Source organism: Streptomyces sp. NPDC050997 (assembly GCF_040660135.1).
Taxonomy (GTDB): domain Bacteria; phylum Actinomycetota; class Actinomycetes; order Streptomycetales; family Streptomycetaceae; genus Streptomyces.
This window is the reverse complement of sequence record NZ_JBFAGK010000010.1, coordinates 135,684-154,535: the sequence shown is the minus strand read 5'-3', so window position 1 is coordinate 154,535 and position 18,852 is coordinate 135,684. Positions and strand designations below refer to the sequence as shown.

Sequence of the window (18,852 nt, the reverse complement as noted above, 5' to 3'; positions counted from 1 at the left end):
TCCCCGCCCCCACGGCGATCAGTGTCATTTCCACACACTCACCGTGAGGTTTCCGCATGCCCAGCGAGTTCTTCATTCCCGATCCCGAGGGTCGGATCCCCAGCGCCGAAGGCTACTTCGGCGCGTTCGGCGGCAAGTTCATCCCGGAGGCCCTCGTCGCCGCCGTCGACGAGGTGGCCGTCGAGTACGACAAGGCCAAGCACGATCCCGAGTTCGCCCGTGAGCTCGACGACCTGCTCGTCCACTACACGGGACGGCCGAGCTCCCTCACCGAGGTGCCCCGTTTCGCCGCGGAGGCGGGCGGCGCCCGGGTGTTCCTCAAGCGCGAGGACCTCAACCACACCGGCTCGCACAAGATCAACAACGTGCTCGGCCAGGCCCTGCTCACCAAGCGCATGGGCAAGACCCGTGTGATCGCCGAGACCGGCGCCGGTCAGCACGGCGTCGCGACGGCCACCGCCTGTGCGCTGTTCGGCCTCGAGTGCACCATCTACATGGGCGAGATCGACACCCAGCGGCAGGCGCTGAACGTGGCCCGGATGCGCATGCTCGGCGCCGAGGTCATCGCCGTGAAGTCCGGCAGCCGCACGCTGAAGGACGCGATCAACGAGGCGTTCCGCGACTGGGTCGCCAACGTCGACCACACCCACTACCTGTTCGGCACCGTTGCGGGACCGCACCCCTTCCCCGCCATGGTCCGCGACTTCCACCGGGTGATCGGCGTCGAGGCCCGGCGCCAGCTGCTGGAGCAGGCCGGACGGCTGCCCGACGCCGCCGTGGCCTGCGTCGGCGGCGGCTCCAACGCCATCGGTCTGTTCCACGCCTTCATCCCGGACGAGGGCGTCCGCCTGATCGGCTGCGAACCCGCCGGGCACGGTATCGAGACCGGCGAGCACGCGGCCACGCTCACCGCGGGCGAGCCGGGCATCCTGCACGGCTCGCGCTCCTACGTCCTCCAGGACGAGGAGGGCCAGATCACCGAGCCGTACTCGATCTCGGCGGGACTGGACTACCCGGGCATCGGACCCGAGCACGCCTACCTCAAGGACAGCGGCCGCGGTGAGTACCGCGCGGTCACCGACGACGCGGCCATGCAGGCGTTGCGTCTGCTGTCGCGCACCGAGGGCATCATCCCGGCCATCGAGAGCGCCCACGCGCTGGCCGGCGCCCTGGAGGTCGGCAGGGAGCTGGGCGGGGACGGCCTGATCGTGGTCAACCTGTCCGGCCGCGGCGACAAGGACATGGACACCGCCGCCCGCTACTTCGACCTGTACGACACCGACGCCGAGGTCGCCGCGGACGCGGACAACGACACCGCGGAGATCGAGGGGGACGCCAAGTGAGCGGCAACATCCAGCTGTTGACGGACACCCTCGCCGCCGCGAAGGCGCAGGGGCGTGCCGCGCTCATCGCCTACCTCCCGGCCGGGTTCCCGACCGTGGACGGCGGCATCGAGGCGATCAAGGCCGTCTTCGACGGCGGCGCGGACATCGTCGAGGTCGGTCTCCCGCACAGCGACCCCGTCCTCGACGGACCGGTCATCCAGACCGCCGACGACATCGCCCTGAAGGGCGGAGTGAAGATCGCGGACGTCATGCGGACGGTCCGGGAGGCCCACGAGGCGACCGGGAAGCCGGTGCTCGTGATGACGTACTGGAACCCCATCGACCGCTACGGCGTCGAGCGTTTCACCGCCGAACTCGCGGAAGCGGGCGGGGCGGGCTGCATCCTGCCCGACCTGCCCGTGCAGGAGTCGGCGCTGTGGAGGGAGCACGCTCAGAAGCACGGCCTCGCGACCGTCTTCGTGGTGGCGCCCAGCAGCAAGGACCAGCGGCTCGCCGAGATCACCGCGGCGGGCAGCGGGTTCGTCTACGCCGCCTCGCTGATGGGGGTCACCGGCACGCGCGCGTCCGTGGGCGCGCAGGCGGAGGACCTGGTGGACCGCACCCGGGCCGCCGGCGACCTGCCCGTCTGTGTCGGCCTCGGGGTCTCCGACGCCGGGCAGGCCGCCGAGGTGGCCGGCTTCGCCGACGGCGTGATCGTCGGCTCGGCCTTCGTCAAGCGGATGCTGGACGCGCCGAACGACGCGGCCGGTGTCGAGGCGGTCCGCGCGCTCGCAGGTGAACTCGCCAAGGGCGTGCGCGGAAGGTCGTAACAAGGCGGGACATATCGCACGGGTCACTCGAACGGGTGGACCTGGGACCGGGGAGGCGCGGTGCGCCTCCCCGGTTCGTTCTGCGGGGTGTGAGCGAGAAGAACCGTGAGAGAAAGCGGACCGCCCGGGAGCGGCTGGCGGCCGAGCGTGAGAAGCAGAAGTCCGCGGAGAGACGCCGCCGGGTCCTGATCGTGGGCGCGAGTGTGGTCTGCGTCCTGGGCCTCGCGGCGGTGATCGGCGTCGTCGCGGCCAACGCGGGCAAGGACGACGGCAGCAAGGCGGCGGGCCCGGTGGTGGCGCCCTCGGGGGCGCAGGGCAAGGACAGCCTCGCCATCCCGGTCGGCAAGGAGAGCGCCAAGTCGACGCTCACGGTCTGGGAGGACTTCCGCTGCCCGGCCTGCAAGGCCTTCGAGACGGCGTACCGGCCCACCATCCACAAGCTGACCGACGCCGGGCAGCTGAAGGTGCGGTACCACCTGGCGACGATCATCGACGGCAACCTGGGCGGCACCGGTTCCCGTAACGCGGCCAACGCCGCGGCCTGCGCGCAGGACACCGGGAAGTTCCCCGACTACCACGACGTGCTCTACGACAAGCAGCCCGCCGAGACCGACGACGGCTACGCCGACAACAGCAAGCTCATCGAGCTGGCCGCCGAGGTCGACGGTCTCGATACGCCCGCCTTCCGCACGTGTGTCGAGAAGGGGACGCACAACAGCTGGGTCGACAAGTCCGCGGCGGCCTTCCGCAACGGCGGCTTCAGTGGCACGCCGACGGTGATTCTCGACGGCAAGAACATCTACCAGGACCGGACGATGACCCCGGCGAAGCTGAAGCGGCTGGTCCAGCGGGCGAACAAGGGGTAAGCGGGGCCGGGGGATTCGCACCGGCCCGTTATGGACCCGTAGCCGGGCTGCCTGCCGTGCGCGCGGCCCGGCACGGTAGCGTCGACCTTGCCATGGAACTTGCTTACATTCCCAGCCCGTCGCGCGGGGTGCTGTACCTCGGCCCCATTCCGCTGCGCGGCTACGCGTTCTGCATCATCATCGGCGTCTTCGCCGCCGTCTGGATCGGCAACCGGCGCTGGATCGCGCGGGGCGGCCAGGCCGGCACGGTGGCCGACATCGCGGTCTGGGCCGTGCCGTTCGGTCTGGTCGGCGGCCGGCTCTACCACGTGATCACGGACTACGAGCTGTACTTCAGCGAGGGCCGTGACTGGGTGGACGCCTTCAAGATCTGGGAGGGCGGCCTCGGTATCTGGGGCGCGATCGCGCTCGGCGCGGTGGGCGCGTGGATCGGTTGCCGGCGCCGGGGCATCCCGCTGCCGGCGTGGGCCGACGCCCTCGCCCCCGGTATCGCCGTCGCGCAGGCGGTCGGCCGCTGGGGCAACTGGTTCAACCAGGAGCTGTACGGGAAGGCCACCGACCTGCCGTGGGCGCTGAAGATCACGTCGTCCTCGGACGGGCGGGTGCCGGGCACGTACCAACCGACGTTCCTGTACGAGTCGCTGTGGTGCCTCGGTGTCGCGGCCCTCGTGATCTGGGCGGACCGCCGCTTCAAGCTCGGACACGGGCGGGCGTTCGCGCTGTACGTCGCGGCGTACTGCGTGGGCCGGTTCTGGATCGAGTACATGCGGATCGACGACGCCCACCACCTGCTGGGGCTGCGGCTGAACAACTGGACCGCGCTGATCGTGTTCGTGCTCGCGGTGGTGTACATCGTGCTCTCGTGGAAGAAGCGGCCGGGGCGGGAGACCGTCGTGGAACCGGGTGTCTCCGACGGGGCGGCCGACGGCGCGGACGGTGCCTCCGCTGATGAGGCCGAGGCCGAGGCCGGGACGAAGACCGACGAGAAGGCCGACGGGAAGGCCGACGGGAAGGCCGAGGCGGACGCCGACGTCGACCCGGACACGGATGCCGCGGACAAGGACGCGGATGCCGACGCGGGCGTGAAGGACGAGGCCGAGTCGGCGAAGAAGAGCTGACATCACGTCGTACGACGATGAGGGCGCCCTGGGATCCCAGGGCGCCCTCATCGTGTGTGGGCCGTGGTCAGTTCCGGTGGGCCAGTGACAGGGTGCGATGCGCCGCCGACACCATCGCCGCGTCGATGAACGCGCCGTCCGGCAACGCCTGGGCGCCTTGTTCCGTCGTCGCCGCCTTGATGATCGTCTCCGCCTCCTCGATCTCCCGCCGCGTGGGGAGGTAGGCCCGCTCGATGACCGGGAGCTGGCGGGGGTGGATGGCGGCGCGGCCGAGGAAGCCCAGGGTGCGGCCGTGGGCGCAGGAGGCCGCGAGGCCCTCCAGGTCGCGGATGTCGGGGTGGACGGACTGGGGCGGCGGGGGCAGGCCCGCCGCTCGTGCGGCCACGATCACCCGGGAGCGGGACCAGTCGAGGCCCGCGTCCTCGCGTACCCCGAGGTCGGCGCGGAGGTCCGCCTCGCCGAGGCCGATACCGCGCAGGGCGGTGTGGCAGGAGGCGATCGCGTGGGCCCGTTCGATGCCCAGGGCCGACTCCAGGAGGGCGTACAGCGGGGGCGCGCCCGTGTCGGCGCCGGCCGTGTCCTCGGCGACGCGGACGATCTGCTCGGGGGAGGTCACCTTGGGCAGGCGCAGTCCGTGGACGCCCGGGAGCGTGGCGACCGCCTTCAGGTCCGCGTCGGCGCCGGGGGTGCCGACGGCGTTCACGCGGACGTGGACCGGGATCGGCTGCGGCTCGGTGAGGAGTTCGGCGGTGGCCGCGCGGGCGTAGTCCTTGCGGTCGGGGGCGACCGCGTCCTCGAGGTCGACCACGACCACGTCGGCGCCCGCGGCGAGGGCCTTCGCGACGACGTGTGGACGGTCGCCGGGGGCGTACAGCCAGGTGAGCGGGGGCGCTGTCATACGGCGCCCGCCTCGCGCAGGGCGGCCAGTTCCGCTTCGGTCAGGCCCAGTTCGGTGAGGACCTCCGTCGTGTCCGCGCCGTGCGGCCGGCCGGCCCAGCGGATCGCGCCGGGCGTGGCGGACAGACGGAAAAGGACGTTCTGCATACGGAGAGGGCCCAGTTCGGGGTCGTCGACCGTGGTGACGCTGTCCAGGGCCTGGTACTGCGGGTCGGCCAGCACGTCCCGGACGTCCTGGATCGGGGCGACGGCCGCCTCCGCCTTCTCGAAGGCGGCCAGGACGTCGGTGCGGGTGCGGGCGGCGATCCAGGTGCCGACCGCCTCGTCGAGAACGTCGGCGTGGGCTGCCCGGCCGGCGCCCGTCGCGAACCACGGTTCGTCGATCAGTTCCGGGTGGCCCACCAGCCGCATCACCCGCTCGGCGATCGACTGGGCGGAGGTGGAGACGGCGACCCAGGTGCCGTCCGCCGTGCGGTACGTGTTGCGCGGGGCGTTGTTCTGGGAGCGGTTGCCGGTGCGGGGCTGGACGTGGCCGAGCTGGTCGTACCAGGTCGGCTGCGGGCCCAGCACGGTCAGGATCGGTTCGATGATCGCCATGTCCACGACCTGGCCCGCGCCCGTGCGGTCGCGGGCGGCGAGGGCCGTCATGACGGCGTAGGCGGTGGCGAGGCCCGCGATGGAGTCGGCGAGGCCGAAGGGCGGGAGCGTCGGGGGCGCGTCCGGTTCGCCGGTGATCGCGGCGAAGCCGCTCATCGCCTCGGCGAGGGTGCCGAAGCCGGGGCGATGGGCGGCGGGGCCGAACTGGCCGAAGCCGGTGACCCGGGTGAGGACCAGTCGCGGGTTGGCGGCGGACAGTTCCTCCCAGCCCAGGTCCCACTTCTCCAGGGTGCCGGGGCGGAAGTTCTCGATGACGACGTCCGCGGTGGCGGCCAGGCGCAGGAGGGTGGCGCGACCGCCGGGAGTGGAGAGGTCCAGGGTGATGGTGCGCTTGTTGCGGGCGAGGAGTTTCCACCACAGGCCCACGCCGTTCTTCGACGGGCCGTGGCCCCGGGAGGGGTCGGGCCTGGTGGGGTGCTCGACCTTGATGACCTCCGCGCCGAAGTCGCCGAGCATGGTGGCGGCGAGGGGGCCCGCGAACAGGGTGGCGAGGTCGAGGACGCGCAGGCCGGTGAGAGGGCTCTGGGGCTTGACGTGTCCCGCGGCGATGGGGGTCATGGGCGGGGTGCCTCCGGGTGGGTGAGCGTGCGGGTGAGGTGGGCGAGCGTGTCGAAGCCGACGCCGTCGAAGTCGCCGATGGTGGTGGACAGACGGTTCTTCAGCGGGGCCGTCCAGCGGTCGGGCAGGGCGGACGGGTCGCCGGCGAGGAGACCGGCGACGCTGCCCGCGGTGGCGCCGTTGGAGTCGGTGTCCCAACCGCCCGACACGGCACGGCAGATGGAGCCCGTGAAGTCGCCGTCCGCGTGGATGAGGGCGGCGGTGATCAGCGCGGTGTTGGGGATGGCGTGGACCCAGTGGGTGTGCGCGTGGACGGCGTGGAGTTCGTCGACGACGGTGTCGAAGTCCTGGTGGCCGCGGGCCAGTTCGAGGGCGTGGTGGACGGCTCGGGCCAGGCGGGAGTTCGGGGGGACCACCGTGAGGCCGGTGCGCAGCGCGGTGTGGATGTCGGTGGTGCCGGTGGCTGCCCGGGCGATGGTGGCCGCGATGAACATCGCCGCGTAGACGCCGTTGGCGGTGTGGGTGAGGGTGGCGTCCCGGTGGGCCTGTTCGGCTGCGGCGGCAGGGTCGCCGGGGTTGGTCCAGCCGTGGACGTCTGCGCGGATCAGGGCGCCGATCCATTCGCGGAAGGGGTTGTGGTGGCGGGCGGTGTGCGGGGGTTCCAGGCCGGTGAGGAGGTTGCGGTAGGCGACGCGTTCCGCGGTGAACGTGCGGCCGGCGGGGAGTTCGTCGAGCCAGAGGGCCGCCACGTCGCGGGTGGTGAAGTGTTGTCCGTGGCGTTGCAGCAGGAGGAGGTTGAGGAGGGGGTAGTTGAGGTCGTCGTCCTCGGGCATGCCGTCGATGTTCTCGGCGAGGGAGGTGGTGGCCGAGCGGCGGTTCCAGGGGTGTGCCGTCAGAAGGGCGGTGGGGACTCCTCGCGCTGTGAAGTACCCGTTCAGGGGCCAGTTTCCGGCGGACCGCGCCAGTTGGCGGATGGCTTCCAGGGGGAGCTTCTCCACTGGCTTGCCCAGGAGGCAGCCGGCGGCTCTGCCCAACCAGGCGGCTTCCAGGCGGGCCCGGGTGGGGGCGGTGGGGTGGCCGCCGGGATCGGAGTGGCCGCGCCCGCCTGCCTTCTTCGGCCAGTTGGGGCACAGGGACTTGATCTGGTCCAGGTCCGTCGGCTCCCGGTCCGCCAAGGGGCTCGGCAGGTCCGCCAGTTCGTCCAGCAGATCCACCGCCAGGAGGCGCAGACTGCGACAGGCGCGTTCGGGGGAGGCACCCGCCGTCGCCGGGGCCTCCCGGCCTCCCGCCGCCTTCCAGCGGGACGCGATCGCCGAGGGAGCGCGGCCGTCCTGGGCCGCCTGACGGAGTTCGTGGCCGACGAGGTCCTCCGGCTGGACCCAGGTCAGGCGGAGCACCCGGTGCCTCCGAGGAGGGTGAGGGCCAACTCGTGGGAGCGGCGTCGGCGTACGTCCTGTTCGAAGATCTCCCGGGTGACGGCGGTGAGGGTGGCCGCCGGTTCCCACAGGTCCAGACGGCTCGCTTCCGAGACCTGTTTCGACCAGTCCTCCGGGACCGGGGAGCCCAGGGCGCCCGCCAGCGCGCCGGCCATCGTCGCGATGGAGTCGCAGTCGCGGCCGTAGTTCACCGCGCCGAGGACCGCGTGCCGGTAGTCGCCGCCGGAGACCACCAACATGCCCAGGGCGATGGGGAGTTCCTCGATCGCGTGCAGACGGGACGGGCGGCGGGCGCCCAGGGAGGGGGCCCGGTAGTCGGGGCCCACCGTGTCGTAGGGCGCGACCGCCTCTCGGAGCGGGCCCAGCGCCGACTCGAAGTCCGAGTGGTTCGACGCGGCTTCGCAGACCTTCTCGATCGCCTCCCGGGTGCCGTCCTTCGCCAGGGAAAGACAGGCGGCGACGACCGAGTCCGGGCCGGCACCCGGTGTGGTCGCCGCGGCCACCGCCGCCGCGAGGACGGCCGCCGCCTCGCGGCCGTACGACGACTGGTGGGCGCCCGCGATGTCGAGGGCCTCCGCGTAGGCGGCCGGGGGGTTGGCCGCGTTGACCAGGCCGACCGGGGCCATGTACATCGCCGCACCGCAGTTGACGATGTTGCCTACGCCGGCCTCGCGCGGGTCGACATGGCCGTAGTGGAGCCTGGCCACCAGCCACTTCTCCGCGAGGAAGACACGGTGCAGGGGGAGGGCCTGAGCCTCCAGCTCCGGGATCCAGCGCGGGGTGGTCATCAGGTCGGGGACCAGGTGCTCCGCGATCGCGTACGCGTCCAGGTGGTCGCGGACCTGGGCGTAGACCCGTACCAGCGCATGCGTCATCAAGGTGTCGTCGGTGACGTGCCCGTCGCCCTTGTGGTACGGCGCGATGGGGCGGGCGGTGCGCCAGGCGTCACCGTTCCAGGGGCCGACGACGCCGTGGACGCGGCCGGCGTGGCGTTCCAGGATCTGTGCGGGGGAGTAGCCCTCGACGGGACCGCCCAGCGCGTCGCCGACGGCCGCGCCGACCAGGGCGCCGGCGATGCGCTCGGCCAGGCCCACTTCACGGATTTCTTCAGTTTTGGGTGTCATGCCCCGAATCATCCCTCTGGTGGGGTGGGTTGTGCGGCTTCCAGGAGTTCGGCGAGTTCCACGAGGTCCGTGCCGGTGAGCCGGGGGAGTGCACAGCCGGAGAGAGTGCGGCAGGCGGTGCGCCAGGAGGCGGGGATCGACGCGCCACCGCCCAGGGCGCCGGTGAGAGCGCCGGCCAGAGCGGGGGCCGAGTCCGCGACCCGGGAGAGGCAGGCCGCCGCCGGTACCGCTTCCGCGATCCGGCCGTTCGCGGCGGTGGCCAGGGCGAGGGCGACCGGGACCGTCTCGGCGGCGGCGATGCCGTAGCTGTAGACGTGGTCGACGATCTGGTGTTCGAGCAGGGGGATCAGGGCGAAGGTGCTCTCGGCGTCACGGGCCAACGCGAGGGCGTGGCGGGCGTTGCGGCCGATCTCGGTGGACTCGGGGAGCTCCGCGAGGGCCGCGGTCGTGCAGGTGTGTACGTCGGACCCGGCCAGGGCGAGGGCGAGGGCCGCGGCCATCGCTCTGGCGCCGTGCACGCCGTCGCCGTCCTGGGTGTAGCGGGCGTCGAACTCGGCCAGGTCGGCGGCGAGTCGGGGGTCGCCGGGGTGCGCCACGGCGAGGACACAGGCTCGGACGCAGGCCGCGTCGTCGAAGTAGTGCGGGTTGTCGTGGCCGGTGGCGGGCGGGCGCAGGCCGGCGGCGAGGTTGCCGAGGCCGGCGCGCACAGAGATGCGGGCGCGCAGGGGGAGGACCGCGGACTCGATCTCGGGGGCGCGGTTCGCGGCGGCGGCCACCTCGCTCGCCACGGCGTTCCAGGTGAGGTCGATCGCCGCGCGGGTGCGGCGCTGTCGGCTCAGGTCGCCGAGGACGCTGTCGTCGCCGGCCCGCAGCAGGGCCTCCGCGGCGAAGGCCGCCCACTCGGCGTCGTCGGAGGGGCCCAGGCGGAGGGGCTCCGGTGGCTGGTTGAGCGCGATGGGGACGGGGAGGGTGGTGGTCGCGTTCTGTTCGGCGAAGGTGTCGAGTTCGCGAGTGAGGCGGCGGGTCCAGTCGGGCATGCGGGCGGCTCGGTGGCGGGCGGCGGGCCACCCGGCGGCGTCGCCTGCGGCTAGGCCGAGCAGGAGGCCTTCGATGCGGCGGCTTGTTTCCATGCGGCGGCTTGTGGTGTGCACGGCCTTGGCTTCGCCTTCGGCCTCTTTGTGCCCACCCGCACCACCCGTGGCGCTTTCGTTGTCGGGTGCGGGTGGCCCCGGTGGGGGGTCCTCGACGTCGGCGGCCGCGGGGTCGGTCGTGCCGAGCGTGAGTGTCGTCTCGTCCCAGGGGGTCGGGGGCGTCATGAGGCCACCTCTGTCTTGTCGTTCGCCCGCGGGGTGTCGGCTCGTAGGGGGACCTCGCTCGGTACGAATCCCCCGGCGCCCCACCTGCCGTCCTCGCCCGGAGTCAGCAGTTCCGCCACGTCCAGGACGTGGTGGCCCGCCATCGACGGCAGGCAGCTGCCTCGGGCCGGGCCGATGGCCGAGGCCCAGTCGGCCGGGATCGCGGCGGCGCCGCGGGTCGCGCCGGCCAGGGCGCCCGCCACCGCTGCCGTGGTGTCGGCGTCGCGGCCCATGTTGACGGCGGTCAGTACCGCCTGGACGAAGTCGCCGTCGGCTGACGCGTAGGCCCCGAAGGCGAGGGCGACCGCCTCGGGGGCCAGGTCGGTCCAGGGGTAGCCACCGATGACGACGGCGGAGCGGACCGCGCGTTCGCCGCGGTGGGCCGCGGTCACGGCACGGCGCAGTGAGCGGGCCGTCCAGGAGTCGTCGGGGACGACCGCCAGGGCCGCGGCGACCACCGCGATGACCGGGGCGCCCGCCATCGCCGCGGCGACCCCGGCCGCCACCGCCTGGCCGCCGTAGATGCCCTCGCCGTCGTGGCTCACCGAGCCGTCGATCGCGACCAGGCGGGCGGCCTCGGCGGGGCGGCCCGCGGCGAACACGCCGAAGGGGGCGGCACGCATGGCGAGGCCGTCGCTCCAGGCGTGGCGGTGCTGGGCGGAGATGGGGGCGGCCAGGCCCCGGCGCAGGTTCTCCAGGGTGCCGCGTTCGCTGAAGCCCGCGCCCCGGAAGGGGCCTTCGGCGCGGTCCGCGATCCACAGGTGCCAGGCCGCCTCCACATGGGCCGGGGTGAGCGCGGAGCCGTGGCGGGCCAGGAGGAGGCCGGAGAAGATCGCGTACTCGGTGTCGTCCGTGCCGGCGGGGCGGTCGCTGACGTAGCCCGTGATACGGCCCCAGCGAGCGCGGATCTCGGAGGGCTTCATGTTCTCCGCGGGGGCTCCGAGAGCGTCCCCGACGGCCAGGCCGAGCAGCGCGCCGCGGGCCCGCTCGCGGAGGCCGGCGGCGTCCTCGGGTGCCGGGGTCGAGGGAATGCAGGCGATGGATGCCATCCGCGGCCTCCTCCTCCAGGGGTCTCGCACAGGGCGCGAAACCCTTTGCGGATGTGTCCCACCGGAGTGGTTCGCCAGAGCCACGGAGGCTTCATCATCACCCGGTCGACATCTGTGCGGAGCCTCTGTCGAATGAGCGTCCGAGGGTAAAGCCGCAGGTTAGCCGAGCCTTTCCTTGCTGGTGGACGGGAATGCGGAAGCGTAGTGTGGTCGTTGTCAAAAAGTGGAATCAGTCCAAATAAGCTTCTGGGGGACCGGAATGGCGCTCATCGAAACCGAGGCCGCGCTGCACGAGGCGCACCGCGACAACCACACGCACCGGGACGTCAACGGTGGTTGGCTGCGCCCCGCCGTCTTCGGCGCGATGGACGGCCTGGTGTCCAACCTCGCCCTGATGACCGGTGTCGCGGGCGGTTCGGTCGGGCACCGGACCGTCGTCATCACCGGCCTCGCGGGACTCGCCGCAGGCGCCTTCTCCATGGCCGCCGGCGAGTACACCTCCGTCGCCTCGCAGCGCGAACTCGTCGAGGCCGAACTGGAGGTGGAGCGCGGGGAGCTGCGGAAGCACCCCAAGGACGAGGAGGCCGAGCTCGCCGCGCTGTACGAGGGGCGGGGGGTCGAGCCCGGGCTGGCGCGTGAGGTGGCCCGGCAGTTGTCCCGCGATCCCGAGCAGGCGCTGGAGATACACGCTCGGGAGGAACTCGGGATCGACCCCGGCGACCTGCCGTCGCCGCTGGTCGCCGCCGTGTCGTCGTTCGGGGCGTTCGCGTTGGGTGCCCTGCTGCCCGTACTGCCGTATCTGCTCGGCGCCACCGTTCTGTGGCCCGCCGTACTGCTCGCGCTCTTCGGGCTGTTCGCGTGCGGTGCCGTCGTGGCGAGGGTGACCGCGCGGTCCTGGTGGTTCAGCGGGCTGCGGCAGCTCGCTCTCGGGGGTGCGGCGGCCGGTGTGACGTACGCCCTGGGCACTCTGTTCGGAACGGCCGTAGGATAGAGCGGCTTGCGAGTTATGCGCTGGGTCGCATAAGTAGCCGTTACTTGCTGGTTTCGAATGCTTAACCAGCGGGCATGAGCCGTAAGCGCTGGGGGCAATGAAGCCTGCGGCACACTTTGCGGGGTGGGCGACGACGCCCGCTCCGCCTCCTTGGGCCGATGGACACCGACCTGTCCCGCTTGGTCCCCACATACTTCAAGCCATGTGTGCGATACCCCCTCGCACCCGCGTGGCGTCCGCATGTTGGAACGGATGATCCGGTTCCCGAGAACCGCTCCATCATGTAACCTGCACGAAATTTTGCACTCACGCAGAGGGCCAGCGTCGTCCCTCGGCAATATGCATATGCCAGATGACGACGACGGGAGAGCCGATGCGTACGCCGCGCCAGCCGTCCCAGCACTCCGCGAATGGCCAGAAATGGTCCTTCATGGATGCTCGCCCTGCTGCGCAGGGTATGTACGACCCCCGCAACGAGCACGACGCCTGCGGCGTCGGCTTCGTGGCCACCCTCACCGGCGAGGCGAGCCATGCGCTGGTCGAGCAGGCGCTCACGGTTCTGCGCAACCTGGAGCACCGCGGCGCCACCGGCTCCGAGCCCGACTCGGGCGACGGCGCGGGCATCCTGTCCCAGGTGCCGGACGCCTTCTTCCGTGAGGTGGCCGACTTCGCGCTGCCCGCGGCCGGTGCGTACGCCGTAGGTATCGCCTTCCTGCCCGAGGACGGCACCGAGGACGTCGTCTCACAGATCGAGACGATCGCCGCGGACGAGGGCCTGACGGTTCTCGGCTGGCGCGAGGTGCCGGTCGCGCCCGGACTCCTCGGCACCATCGCCCGGTCCACGATGCCCGCCTTCCGGCAGATCTTCGTGACCGACGGCTCCTCGACGGACATCGCCCTCGACCGCAAGGCGTTCGTGCTGCGCAAGCGCGCCGAACGCGAGGCCGGCGTCTACTTCCCCTCGCTGTCCGCGCGGACCATCGTCTACAAGGGCATGCTGACCACCGGCCAGCTGGAGCCCTTCTTCCCGGACCTGTCCGACCGCCGCTTCGCCTCCGCGATCGCGCTGGTCCACTCGCGGTTCTCGACGAACACCTTCCCGAGCTGGCCGCTGGCGCACCCGTACCGCTTCGTCGCGCACAACGGCGAGATCAACACCGTCAAGGGCAACCGCAACTGGATGGCGGCCCGCGAGTCCCAGCTGGTCTCCGAGCTGTTCGGCTCCGCCGACCATGAGCACAGTGGCTCTGCCGACCATGAGCACAGTGGCTCTGCCGACCATGAGCACAGCGGCTCCGCCGACCACGGGCACAGCGAGGCGGACCAGAAGGCCCTCGACCGGGTCTTCCCGATCTGTACGCCCGACGCCTCCGACTCGGCGTCCTTCGACGAGGTCCTCGAACTCCTGCACCTGGGCGGCCGTTCACTGCCGCACTCCGTGCTGATGATGATCCCGGAGGCGTGGGAGAACCACGACTCCATGGACCCGGCCCGGCGCGCCTTCTACCAGTTCCACTCCAACCTGATGGAGCCCTGGGACGGCCCGGCCTGTGTCACCTTCACCGACGGCAAGCAGGTCGGCGCGGTCCTCGACCGCAACGGACTGCGCCCCGGCCGCTACTGGGTCACCGACGACGGCCTGGTCGTCCTCGGCTCCGAGGTCGGCGTCCTCGACATCGACCCCGCCAAGGTCGTCCGCAAGGGCCGGCTGCAGCCCGGCCGTATGTTCCTCGTCGACACCGTCGAGCACCGCATCATCGAGGACGACGAGATCAAGGCCCAGCTCGCCACCGAGGCGCCCTACGCCGAGTGGCTGGACGCCGGCGAGATCGAGCTGTCCGACCTGCCCGAGCGTGAGCACATCGTGCACACGCACGCCTCCGTCACCCGCCGCCAGCAGACCTTCGGTTACACCGAGGAGGAGCTGCGCGTCATCGTGGCGCCGATGGCCAAGGCCGGTGCCGAGCCGATCGGTTCGATGGGCACGGACTCGCCGATCGCCGCGCTGTCCGAGCGCCCGCGGCTGCTCTTCGACTACTTCACCCAGCTGTTCGCGCAGGTCACCAACCCGCCCCTGGACGCGATCCGCGAGGAACTCGTCACCTCCCTGCGTTCGTCGCTGGGCCCCCAGGGCAACCTGCTGGAGCCGAGCGCCGCGTCCTGTCGCAGCGTCGTCCTGCCCTTCCCGGTGATCGACAACGACGAGCTGGCCAAGCTCATACACATCAACGCCGACGGCGACATGCCGGGCATGAAGGCTGCGACCCTCTCCGGTCTCTTCCGCGTCTCCGGCGGCGGCGACGCCCTGGCCGCGCGCATCGAGGAGATCTGCGCCGAGGCCGACGCCGCCATCGAGAACGGCGCCCGCCTGATCGTCCTGTCGGACCGACACTCGGACGCCGAGCACGCGCCGATCCCGTCGCTGCTGCTCACCGCGGCCGTCCACCACCACCTCATCGGCACCAAGCAGCGCACCCAGGTGGGCCTGCTGGTCGAGGCCGGTGACGTCCGCGAGGTCCACCACGTCGCCCTGCTCATCGGCTTCGGCGCCGCCGCCGTGAACCCGTACCTGGCCATGGAGTCGGTCGAGGACCTGGTCCGCGCCGGCACCTTCCTGTCGGACATCGAGGCCGAGCAGGCCATCCGCAACCTGATCTACGCCCTCGGCAAGGGCGTCCTGAAGGTCATGTCCAAGATGGGCATCTCGACGGTCGCCTCCTACCGGGGCGCCCAGGTCTTCGAAGCGGTCGGCCTCGACGCGCAGTTCGTCACCAAGTACTTCAGCGGCACGGCCACCAAGATCGGCGGCGTCGGCATCGACGTCATCGCCAAGGAGGTCGCCGCCCGCCACGCGAAGGCGTACCCGGCCAGCGGCATCGCGCCCGCCCACCGCGCCCTCGACATAGGCGGCGAGTACCAGTGGCGCCGCGAGGGCGAACCGCACCTGTTCGACCCGGAGTCGGTCTTCCGCCTTCAGCACTCCACGCGCAGCGGCCGGTACGACATCTTCAAGAAGTACACCGAGCGCGTGAACGAGCAGTCCGAGCGTCTGATGACGCTGCGCGGCCTGTTCGGCTTCAAGAACGAGGACCGTCAGCCGATCTCCATCGACGAGGTCGAGCCGACGTCCGAGATCGTCAAGCGCTTCTCCACCGGCGCCATGTCGTACGGCTCCATCTCCAAGGAAGCCCACGAGACGCTCGCCATCGCCATGAACCAGCTGGGCGGCAAGTCCAACACCGGTGAGGGCGGCGAGGACGCGGACCGCCTCTACGACCCGGCGCGCCGGTCCAGCATCAAGCAGGTCGCCTCCGGCCGCTTCGGTGTGACCTCGGAGTACCTGGTCAACGCCGACGACATCCAGATCAAGATGGCCCAGGGCGCCAAGCCCGGCGAGGGCGGCCAGCTGCCCGGCCACAAGGTGTACCCGTGGGTCGCCAAGACGCGTCACTCGACGCCGGGCGTGGGACTCATCTCCCCGCCGCCGCACCACGACATCTACTCCATCGAGGACCTGGCCCAGCTGATCCACGACCTGAAGAACGCGAACCCGCAGGCGCGGATCCACGTGAAGCTGGTCTCCGAGGTCGGCGTCGGCACGGTCGCGGCGGGTGTGTCCAAGGCGCACGCGGACGTCGTGCTCATCTCCGGCCACGACGGCGGTACGGGCGCCTCCCCGCTGACCTCGCTGAAGCACGCGGGCGGCCCCTGGGAGCTCGGTCTCGCCGAGACCCAGCAGACCCTGCTGCTCAACGGCCTGCGCGACCGCATCGTCGTGCAGACCGACGGCCAGCTCAAGACCGGCCGTGACGTCGTCATCGCCGCGCTGCTCGGCGCCGAGGAGTTCGGTTTCGCGACCGCTCCGCTCGTCGTCTCCGGCTGCGTCATGATGCGGGTCTGCCACCTGGACACCTGCCCCGTCGGCATCGCCACCCAGAACCCGACCCTGCGGGAACGGTTCACCGGCAAGGCCGAACACATCGTGAACTTCTTCCAGTTCATCGCCGAGGAGGTCCGCGAGATCCTCGCCGAGCTGGGCTTCCGCTCCATCGAGGAGGCCGTCGGCCACGCCGAGACGCTCGACGTGACCCGCGCGGTCAACCACTGGAAGGCGCAGGGCCTGGACCTGACTCCGCTCTTCTACGTGCCCGAGCTGCCCGAGGGTGCCGCGCTGCACCAGGTGATCGGTCAGGACCACGGCCTGGAGAAGGCGCTCGACAACGAGCTGATCAAGCTCGCCGCCGACGCCCTCGCCGCGGACTCCGCGACCGACGCCCAGCCGGTGCGCGCCCAGGTCACCATCCGCAACATCAACCGCACGGTCGGCACCATGCTCGGCCACGAGGTGACCAAGAAGTTCGGCGGTGCGGGCCTGCCCGAGGACACCGTCGACATCACCTTCACCGGCAGCGCCGGCCAGTCCTTCGGCGCCTTCCTGCCGCGCGGTATCACGCTGCGCCTGGAGGGCGACGCCAACGACTACGTCGGCAAGGGCCTCTCCGGCGGCCGGGTGATCGTCCGTCCCGACCGGGGCGCCGACCACCTCGCCGAGTTCTCGACGATCGCGGGCAACACCATCGCGTACGGCGCGACCGGCGGCGAGCTGTTCCTGCGCGGCCGGTCGGGCGAGCGGTTCTGCGTCCGCAACTCCGGCGCGACGGTCGTCTCCGAGGGCGTGGGCGACCACGGCTGCGAGTACATGACCGGCGGTCACGCGGTCGTCCTCGGCGAGACGGGCCGCAACTTCGCGGCCGGCATGTCCGGTGGCGTCGCGTACGTCATCGACCTGAACCGCGACAACGTCAACGTGGGCAACGCCGACGCGGTCGAGGAGCTGGACGACACCGACAAGCAGTGGCTGCACGACGTGGTGCGCCGGCACGCCGAGGAGACCGGCTCGACGGTCGCCGAGAAGCTGCTCGCCGAGTGGACCGTGTCCGTGGAGCGCTTCAGCAAGATCATCCCCAGTACGTACAAGGCAGTGCTCGCCGCCAAGGACGCCGCCGAGCGAGCGGGTCTCACCGAGACCGAGATCACCGAGAAGATGATGGAGGCGGCGATCAATGGCTGACCCGAAGGGCTTTTTGAACCACGGCCGCGAGGTCGCCAGGACCCGCCCCGTCGACGTACGCCTGAAGGACTGGAACGAGGTCTACGCCCCCGGCTCCCTGCTGCCGATCATCAGCAAGCAGGCCAGCCGCTGCATGGACTGCGGCATCCCGTTCTGTCACAACGGCTGTCCGCTGGGGAACCTGATCCCCGAGTGGAACGACTTCGCCTACCGCGAGGACTGGGCGGCCGCGTCGGAGCGTCTGCACGCGACGAACAACTTCCCGGAGTTCACGGGCCGGCTGTGCCCCGCGCCCTGCGAGTCGGCGTGTGTGCTCGGCATCAACCAGCCGGCCGTCACCATCAAGAACGTCGAGGTCTCGATCATCGACAAGGCGTGGGAGACCGGTGACGTCGCCCCGCAGATCCCGGAGCGGCTGTCCGGCAAGACCGTCGCGGTCATCGGGTCCGGTCCCGCCGGACTCGCCGCCGCCCAGCAGCTCACCCGGGCCGGCCACACCGTCGCCGTCTACGAGCGCGCGGACCGCATCGGAGGCCTCCTCCGGTACGGCATCCCCGAGTTCAAGATGGAGAAGCGGCACATCAACCGCCGTATCGAGCAGATGCGCGCGGAGGGCACCCGCTTCCGCACCGGCATCGAGATCGGCCGCGACCTCAAGGCGACCGACCTGAAGAAGCGGTACGACGCGGTCGTCATCGCCGCCGGCGCGACGACCTCGCGTGACCTCCCGGTCCCCGGCCGCGAACTCCAGGGCATCTACCAGGCCATGGAGTACCTGCCGCTGGCCAACAAGGTGCAGGAGGGCGACTTCGTGGCGCCCCCGATCTCCGCCGAGGGCAAGCACGTCGTGGTCATCGGCGGTGGCGACACCGGCGCCGACTGCGTGGGCACCGCCCACCGCCAGGGCGCGGCCTCGGTCACGCAGCTGGAGATCATGCCCCGCCCGAACGACGACCGGAACCCGGTCTCCCAGCCGTGGCCGACCTTCCCGATGCTCTACAAGGTCACCTCCGCGCACGAGGAGGGCGGCGAGCGGGTCTACTCCGTCTCCACCACCCACTTCGAGGGCGACGAGGACGGCAACGTCCAGTGGCTGCACCTCAGCGAGGTCGAGTTCGTCGAGGGCAAGCTGACCCAGAAGCCGGGCACGGAGCGCAAGATCCCCGCCCAGCTGGTCACCCTCGCCATGGGCTTCACCGGCACCGACCGCGAGAACGGCCTGGTCGAGCAGTTCGGCCTGGACCTCGACGAGCGCGGCAACGTCGCCCGCGACGCCGACTTCCAGACCAACGTGCCGGGCGTGTACGTCGCCGGTGACGCCGGCCGCGGCCAGTCCCTCATCGTGTGGGCCATCGCGGAGGGCCGCTCGGCCGCCCGCGGGGTCGACCGCTTCCTGACCGGCGGCAGCGAGCTGCACGCCCCGATCCGCCCGACGGACCGCTCCCTGATGGTCTGACAGGCTGACGGCCCCCCCCCGAAAAGGGGCCTCACACATCCCGTACAACGGCGTACGGGCGGGATATCTGGGGGGTTCGCCCCCAGATCCCCGGAGACGGCGTCTGCCTCTTGTCCCCG

At 71.4% G+C, this 18,852-nt stretch carries 13 protein-coding genes; 7 read left to right on the top strand and 6 right to left on the bottom strand.

Annotated features, from left to right (window positions below; all coding sequences use genetic code 11):
- Positions 1-56 precede the first annotated feature (56 nt).
- From trpB to lgt, 4 genes are all read left to right on the top strand, one after another.
- A complete protein-coding gene (gene trpB / locus AB0H86_RS23520) occupies positions 57-1,343 on the top strand; it encodes a tryptophan synthase subunit beta (RefSeq protein ID WP_362441966.1) in 1,287 nt (428 codons plus the stop codon).
- Entirely contained in the window at positions 1,340-2,155 is an 816-nt protein-coding gene (gene trpA / locus AB0H86_RS23515; RefSeq protein ID WP_362441963.1) for a tryptophan synthase subunit alpha, read from the top strand. Before trpB ends, trpA begins: the two co-directional genes overlap by 4 nt.
- 89 nt (positions 2,156-2,244) lie before the next feature.
- Positions 2,245-3,021 carry a thioredoxin domain-containing protein gene (locus tag AB0H86_RS23510; protein ID WP_362441960.1) on the top strand — a complete coding sequence of 259 codons (777 nt, stop codon included), beginning with the start codon at positions 2,245-2,247 and terminating at the stop codon, positions 3,019-3,021.
- 92 nt (positions 3,022-3,113) lie between these two features.
- On the top strand, positions 3,114-4,139 hold the full coding sequence (gene lgt / locus AB0H86_RS23505; protein WP_362441957.1) for a prolipoprotein diacylglyceryl transferase: 1,026 nt from the start codon (positions 3,114-3,116) through the stop codon (positions 4,137-4,139).
- Positions 4,140-4,206: 67 nt separating this feature from the next.
- Here the strand turns inward: lgt and AB0H86_RS23500 are convergent, their stop codons facing one another.
- From AB0H86_RS23500 to AB0H86_RS23475, 6 genes are read right to left on the bottom strand one after another with little or no spacing between them, the layout of a single operon-like run.
- On the bottom strand, positions 4,207-5,037 hold the full coding sequence (locus AB0H86_RS23500; RefSeq protein WP_362441954.1) for a CoA ester lyase: 831 nt from the start codon (positions 5,035-5,037) through the stop codon (positions 4,207-4,209).
- Entirely contained in the window at positions 5,034-6,251 is a 1,218-nt protein-coding gene (locus AB0H86_RS23495; protein ID WP_362441951.1) for a CoA transferase, read from the bottom strand. Before AB0H86_RS23495 ends, AB0H86_RS23500 begins: the two co-directional genes overlap by 4 nt.
- Complete coding sequence (locus AB0H86_RS23490) at positions 6,248-7,648, bottom strand: ADP-ribosylglycohydrolase family protein (protein ID WP_362441948.1); 1,401 nt, start codon at positions 7,646-7,648, stop codon at positions 6,248-6,250. Before AB0H86_RS23490 ends, AB0H86_RS23495 begins: the two co-directional genes overlap by 4 nt.
- Positions 7,636-8,811 carry an ADP-ribosylglycohydrolase family protein gene (locus tag AB0H86_RS23485; protein WP_362441946.1) on the bottom strand — a complete coding sequence of 392 codons (1,176 nt, stop codon included), beginning with the start codon at positions 8,809-8,811 and terminating at the stop codon, positions 7,636-7,638. The genes AB0H86_RS23490 and AB0H86_RS23485 overlap by 13 nt, the downstream gene beginning before the upstream one ends.
- An 8-nt stretch (positions 8,812-8,819) precedes the next feature.
- Positions 8,820-10,127, bottom strand: a complete 1,308-nt coding sequence (locus AB0H86_RS23480) for an ADP-ribosylglycohydrolase family protein (RefSeq protein WP_362441943.1) — start codon at positions 10,125-10,127, stop codon at positions 8,820-8,822.
- Entirely contained in the window at positions 10,124-11,215 is a 1,092-nt protein-coding gene (locus AB0H86_RS23475; protein ID WP_362441940.1) for an ADP-ribosylglycohydrolase family protein, read from the bottom strand. Before AB0H86_RS23475 ends, AB0H86_RS23480 begins: the two co-directional genes overlap by 4 nt.
- Positions 11,216-11,474: 259 nt before the next feature.
- Here AB0H86_RS23475 and AB0H86_RS23470 point away from each other — a divergent pair, with 259 nt between their 5' ends.
- The 3 genes from AB0H86_RS23470 to AB0H86_RS23460 all read left to right on the top strand — a co-directional run bounded on the left by AB0H86_RS23470 (position 11,475) and on the right by AB0H86_RS23460 (position 18,733).
- A complete protein-coding gene (locus AB0H86_RS23470) occupies positions 11,475-12,206 on the top strand; it encodes a VIT1/CCC1 transporter family protein (protein WP_362441937.1) in 732 nt (243 codons plus the stop codon).
- A gap of 373 nt (positions 12,207-12,579) precedes the next feature.
- Positions 12,580-17,277 carry a glutamate synthase large subunit gene (gene gltB / locus AB0H86_RS23465; RefSeq protein WP_362441934.1) on the top strand — a complete coding sequence of 1,566 codons (4,698 nt, stop codon included), beginning with the start codon at positions 12,580-12,582 and terminating at the stop codon, positions 17,275-17,277.
- Positions 17,270-18,733, top strand: a complete 1,464-nt coding sequence (locus tag AB0H86_RS23460) for a glutamate synthase subunit beta (protein ID WP_362441931.1) — start codon at positions 17,270-17,272, stop codon at positions 18,731-18,733. Before gltB ends, AB0H86_RS23460 begins: the two co-directional genes overlap by 8 nt.
- Positions 18,734-18,852 lie beyond the last annotated feature (119 nt).

Excerpts from the sequence above, each read along its gene's own strand:
- trpB (WP_362441966.1), top strand. The coding sequence starts at position 57 with ATGCCCAGCGAGTTCTTCATTCCCGATCCCGAGGGTCGGATCCCCAGC.
- lgt (WP_362441957.1), top strand. The coding sequence starts at position 3,114 with ATGGAACTTGCTTACATTCCCAGCCCGTCGCGCGGGGTGCTGTACCTC.
- AB0H86_RS23500 (WP_362441954.1), bottom strand. The coding sequence starts at position 5,037 with ATGACAGCGCCCCCGCTCACCTGGCTGTACGCCCCCGGCGACCGTCCA.
- AB0H86_RS23495 (WP_362441951.1), bottom strand. The coding sequence starts at position 6,251 with ATGACCCCCATCGCCGCGGGACACGTCAAGCCCCAGAGCCCTCTCACC.
- AB0H86_RS23485 (WP_362441946.1), bottom strand. The coding sequence starts at position 8,811 with ATGACACCCAAAACTGAAGAAATCCGTGAAGTGGGCCTGGCCGAGCGC.
- AB0H86_RS23480 (WP_362441943.1), bottom strand. The coding sequence starts at position 10,127 with ATGACGCCCCCGACCCCCTGGGACGAGACGACACTCACGCTCGGCACG.
- AB0H86_RS23475 (WP_362441940.1), bottom strand. The coding sequence starts at position 11,215 with ATGGCATCCATCGCCTGCATTCCCTCGACCCCGGCACCCGAGGACGCC.
- AB0H86_RS23470 (WP_362441937.1), top strand. The coding sequence starts at position 11,475 with ATGGCGCTCATCGAAACCGAGGCCGCGCTGCACGAGGCGCACCGCGAC.
- gltB (WP_362441934.1), top strand. The coding sequence starts at position 12,580 with ATGCGTACGCCGCGCCAGCCGTCCCAGCACTCCGCGAATGGCCAGAAA.
- AB0H86_RS23460 (WP_362441931.1), top strand. The coding sequence starts at position 17,270 with ATGGCTGACCCGAAGGGCTTTTTGAACCACGGCCGCGAGGTCGCCAGG.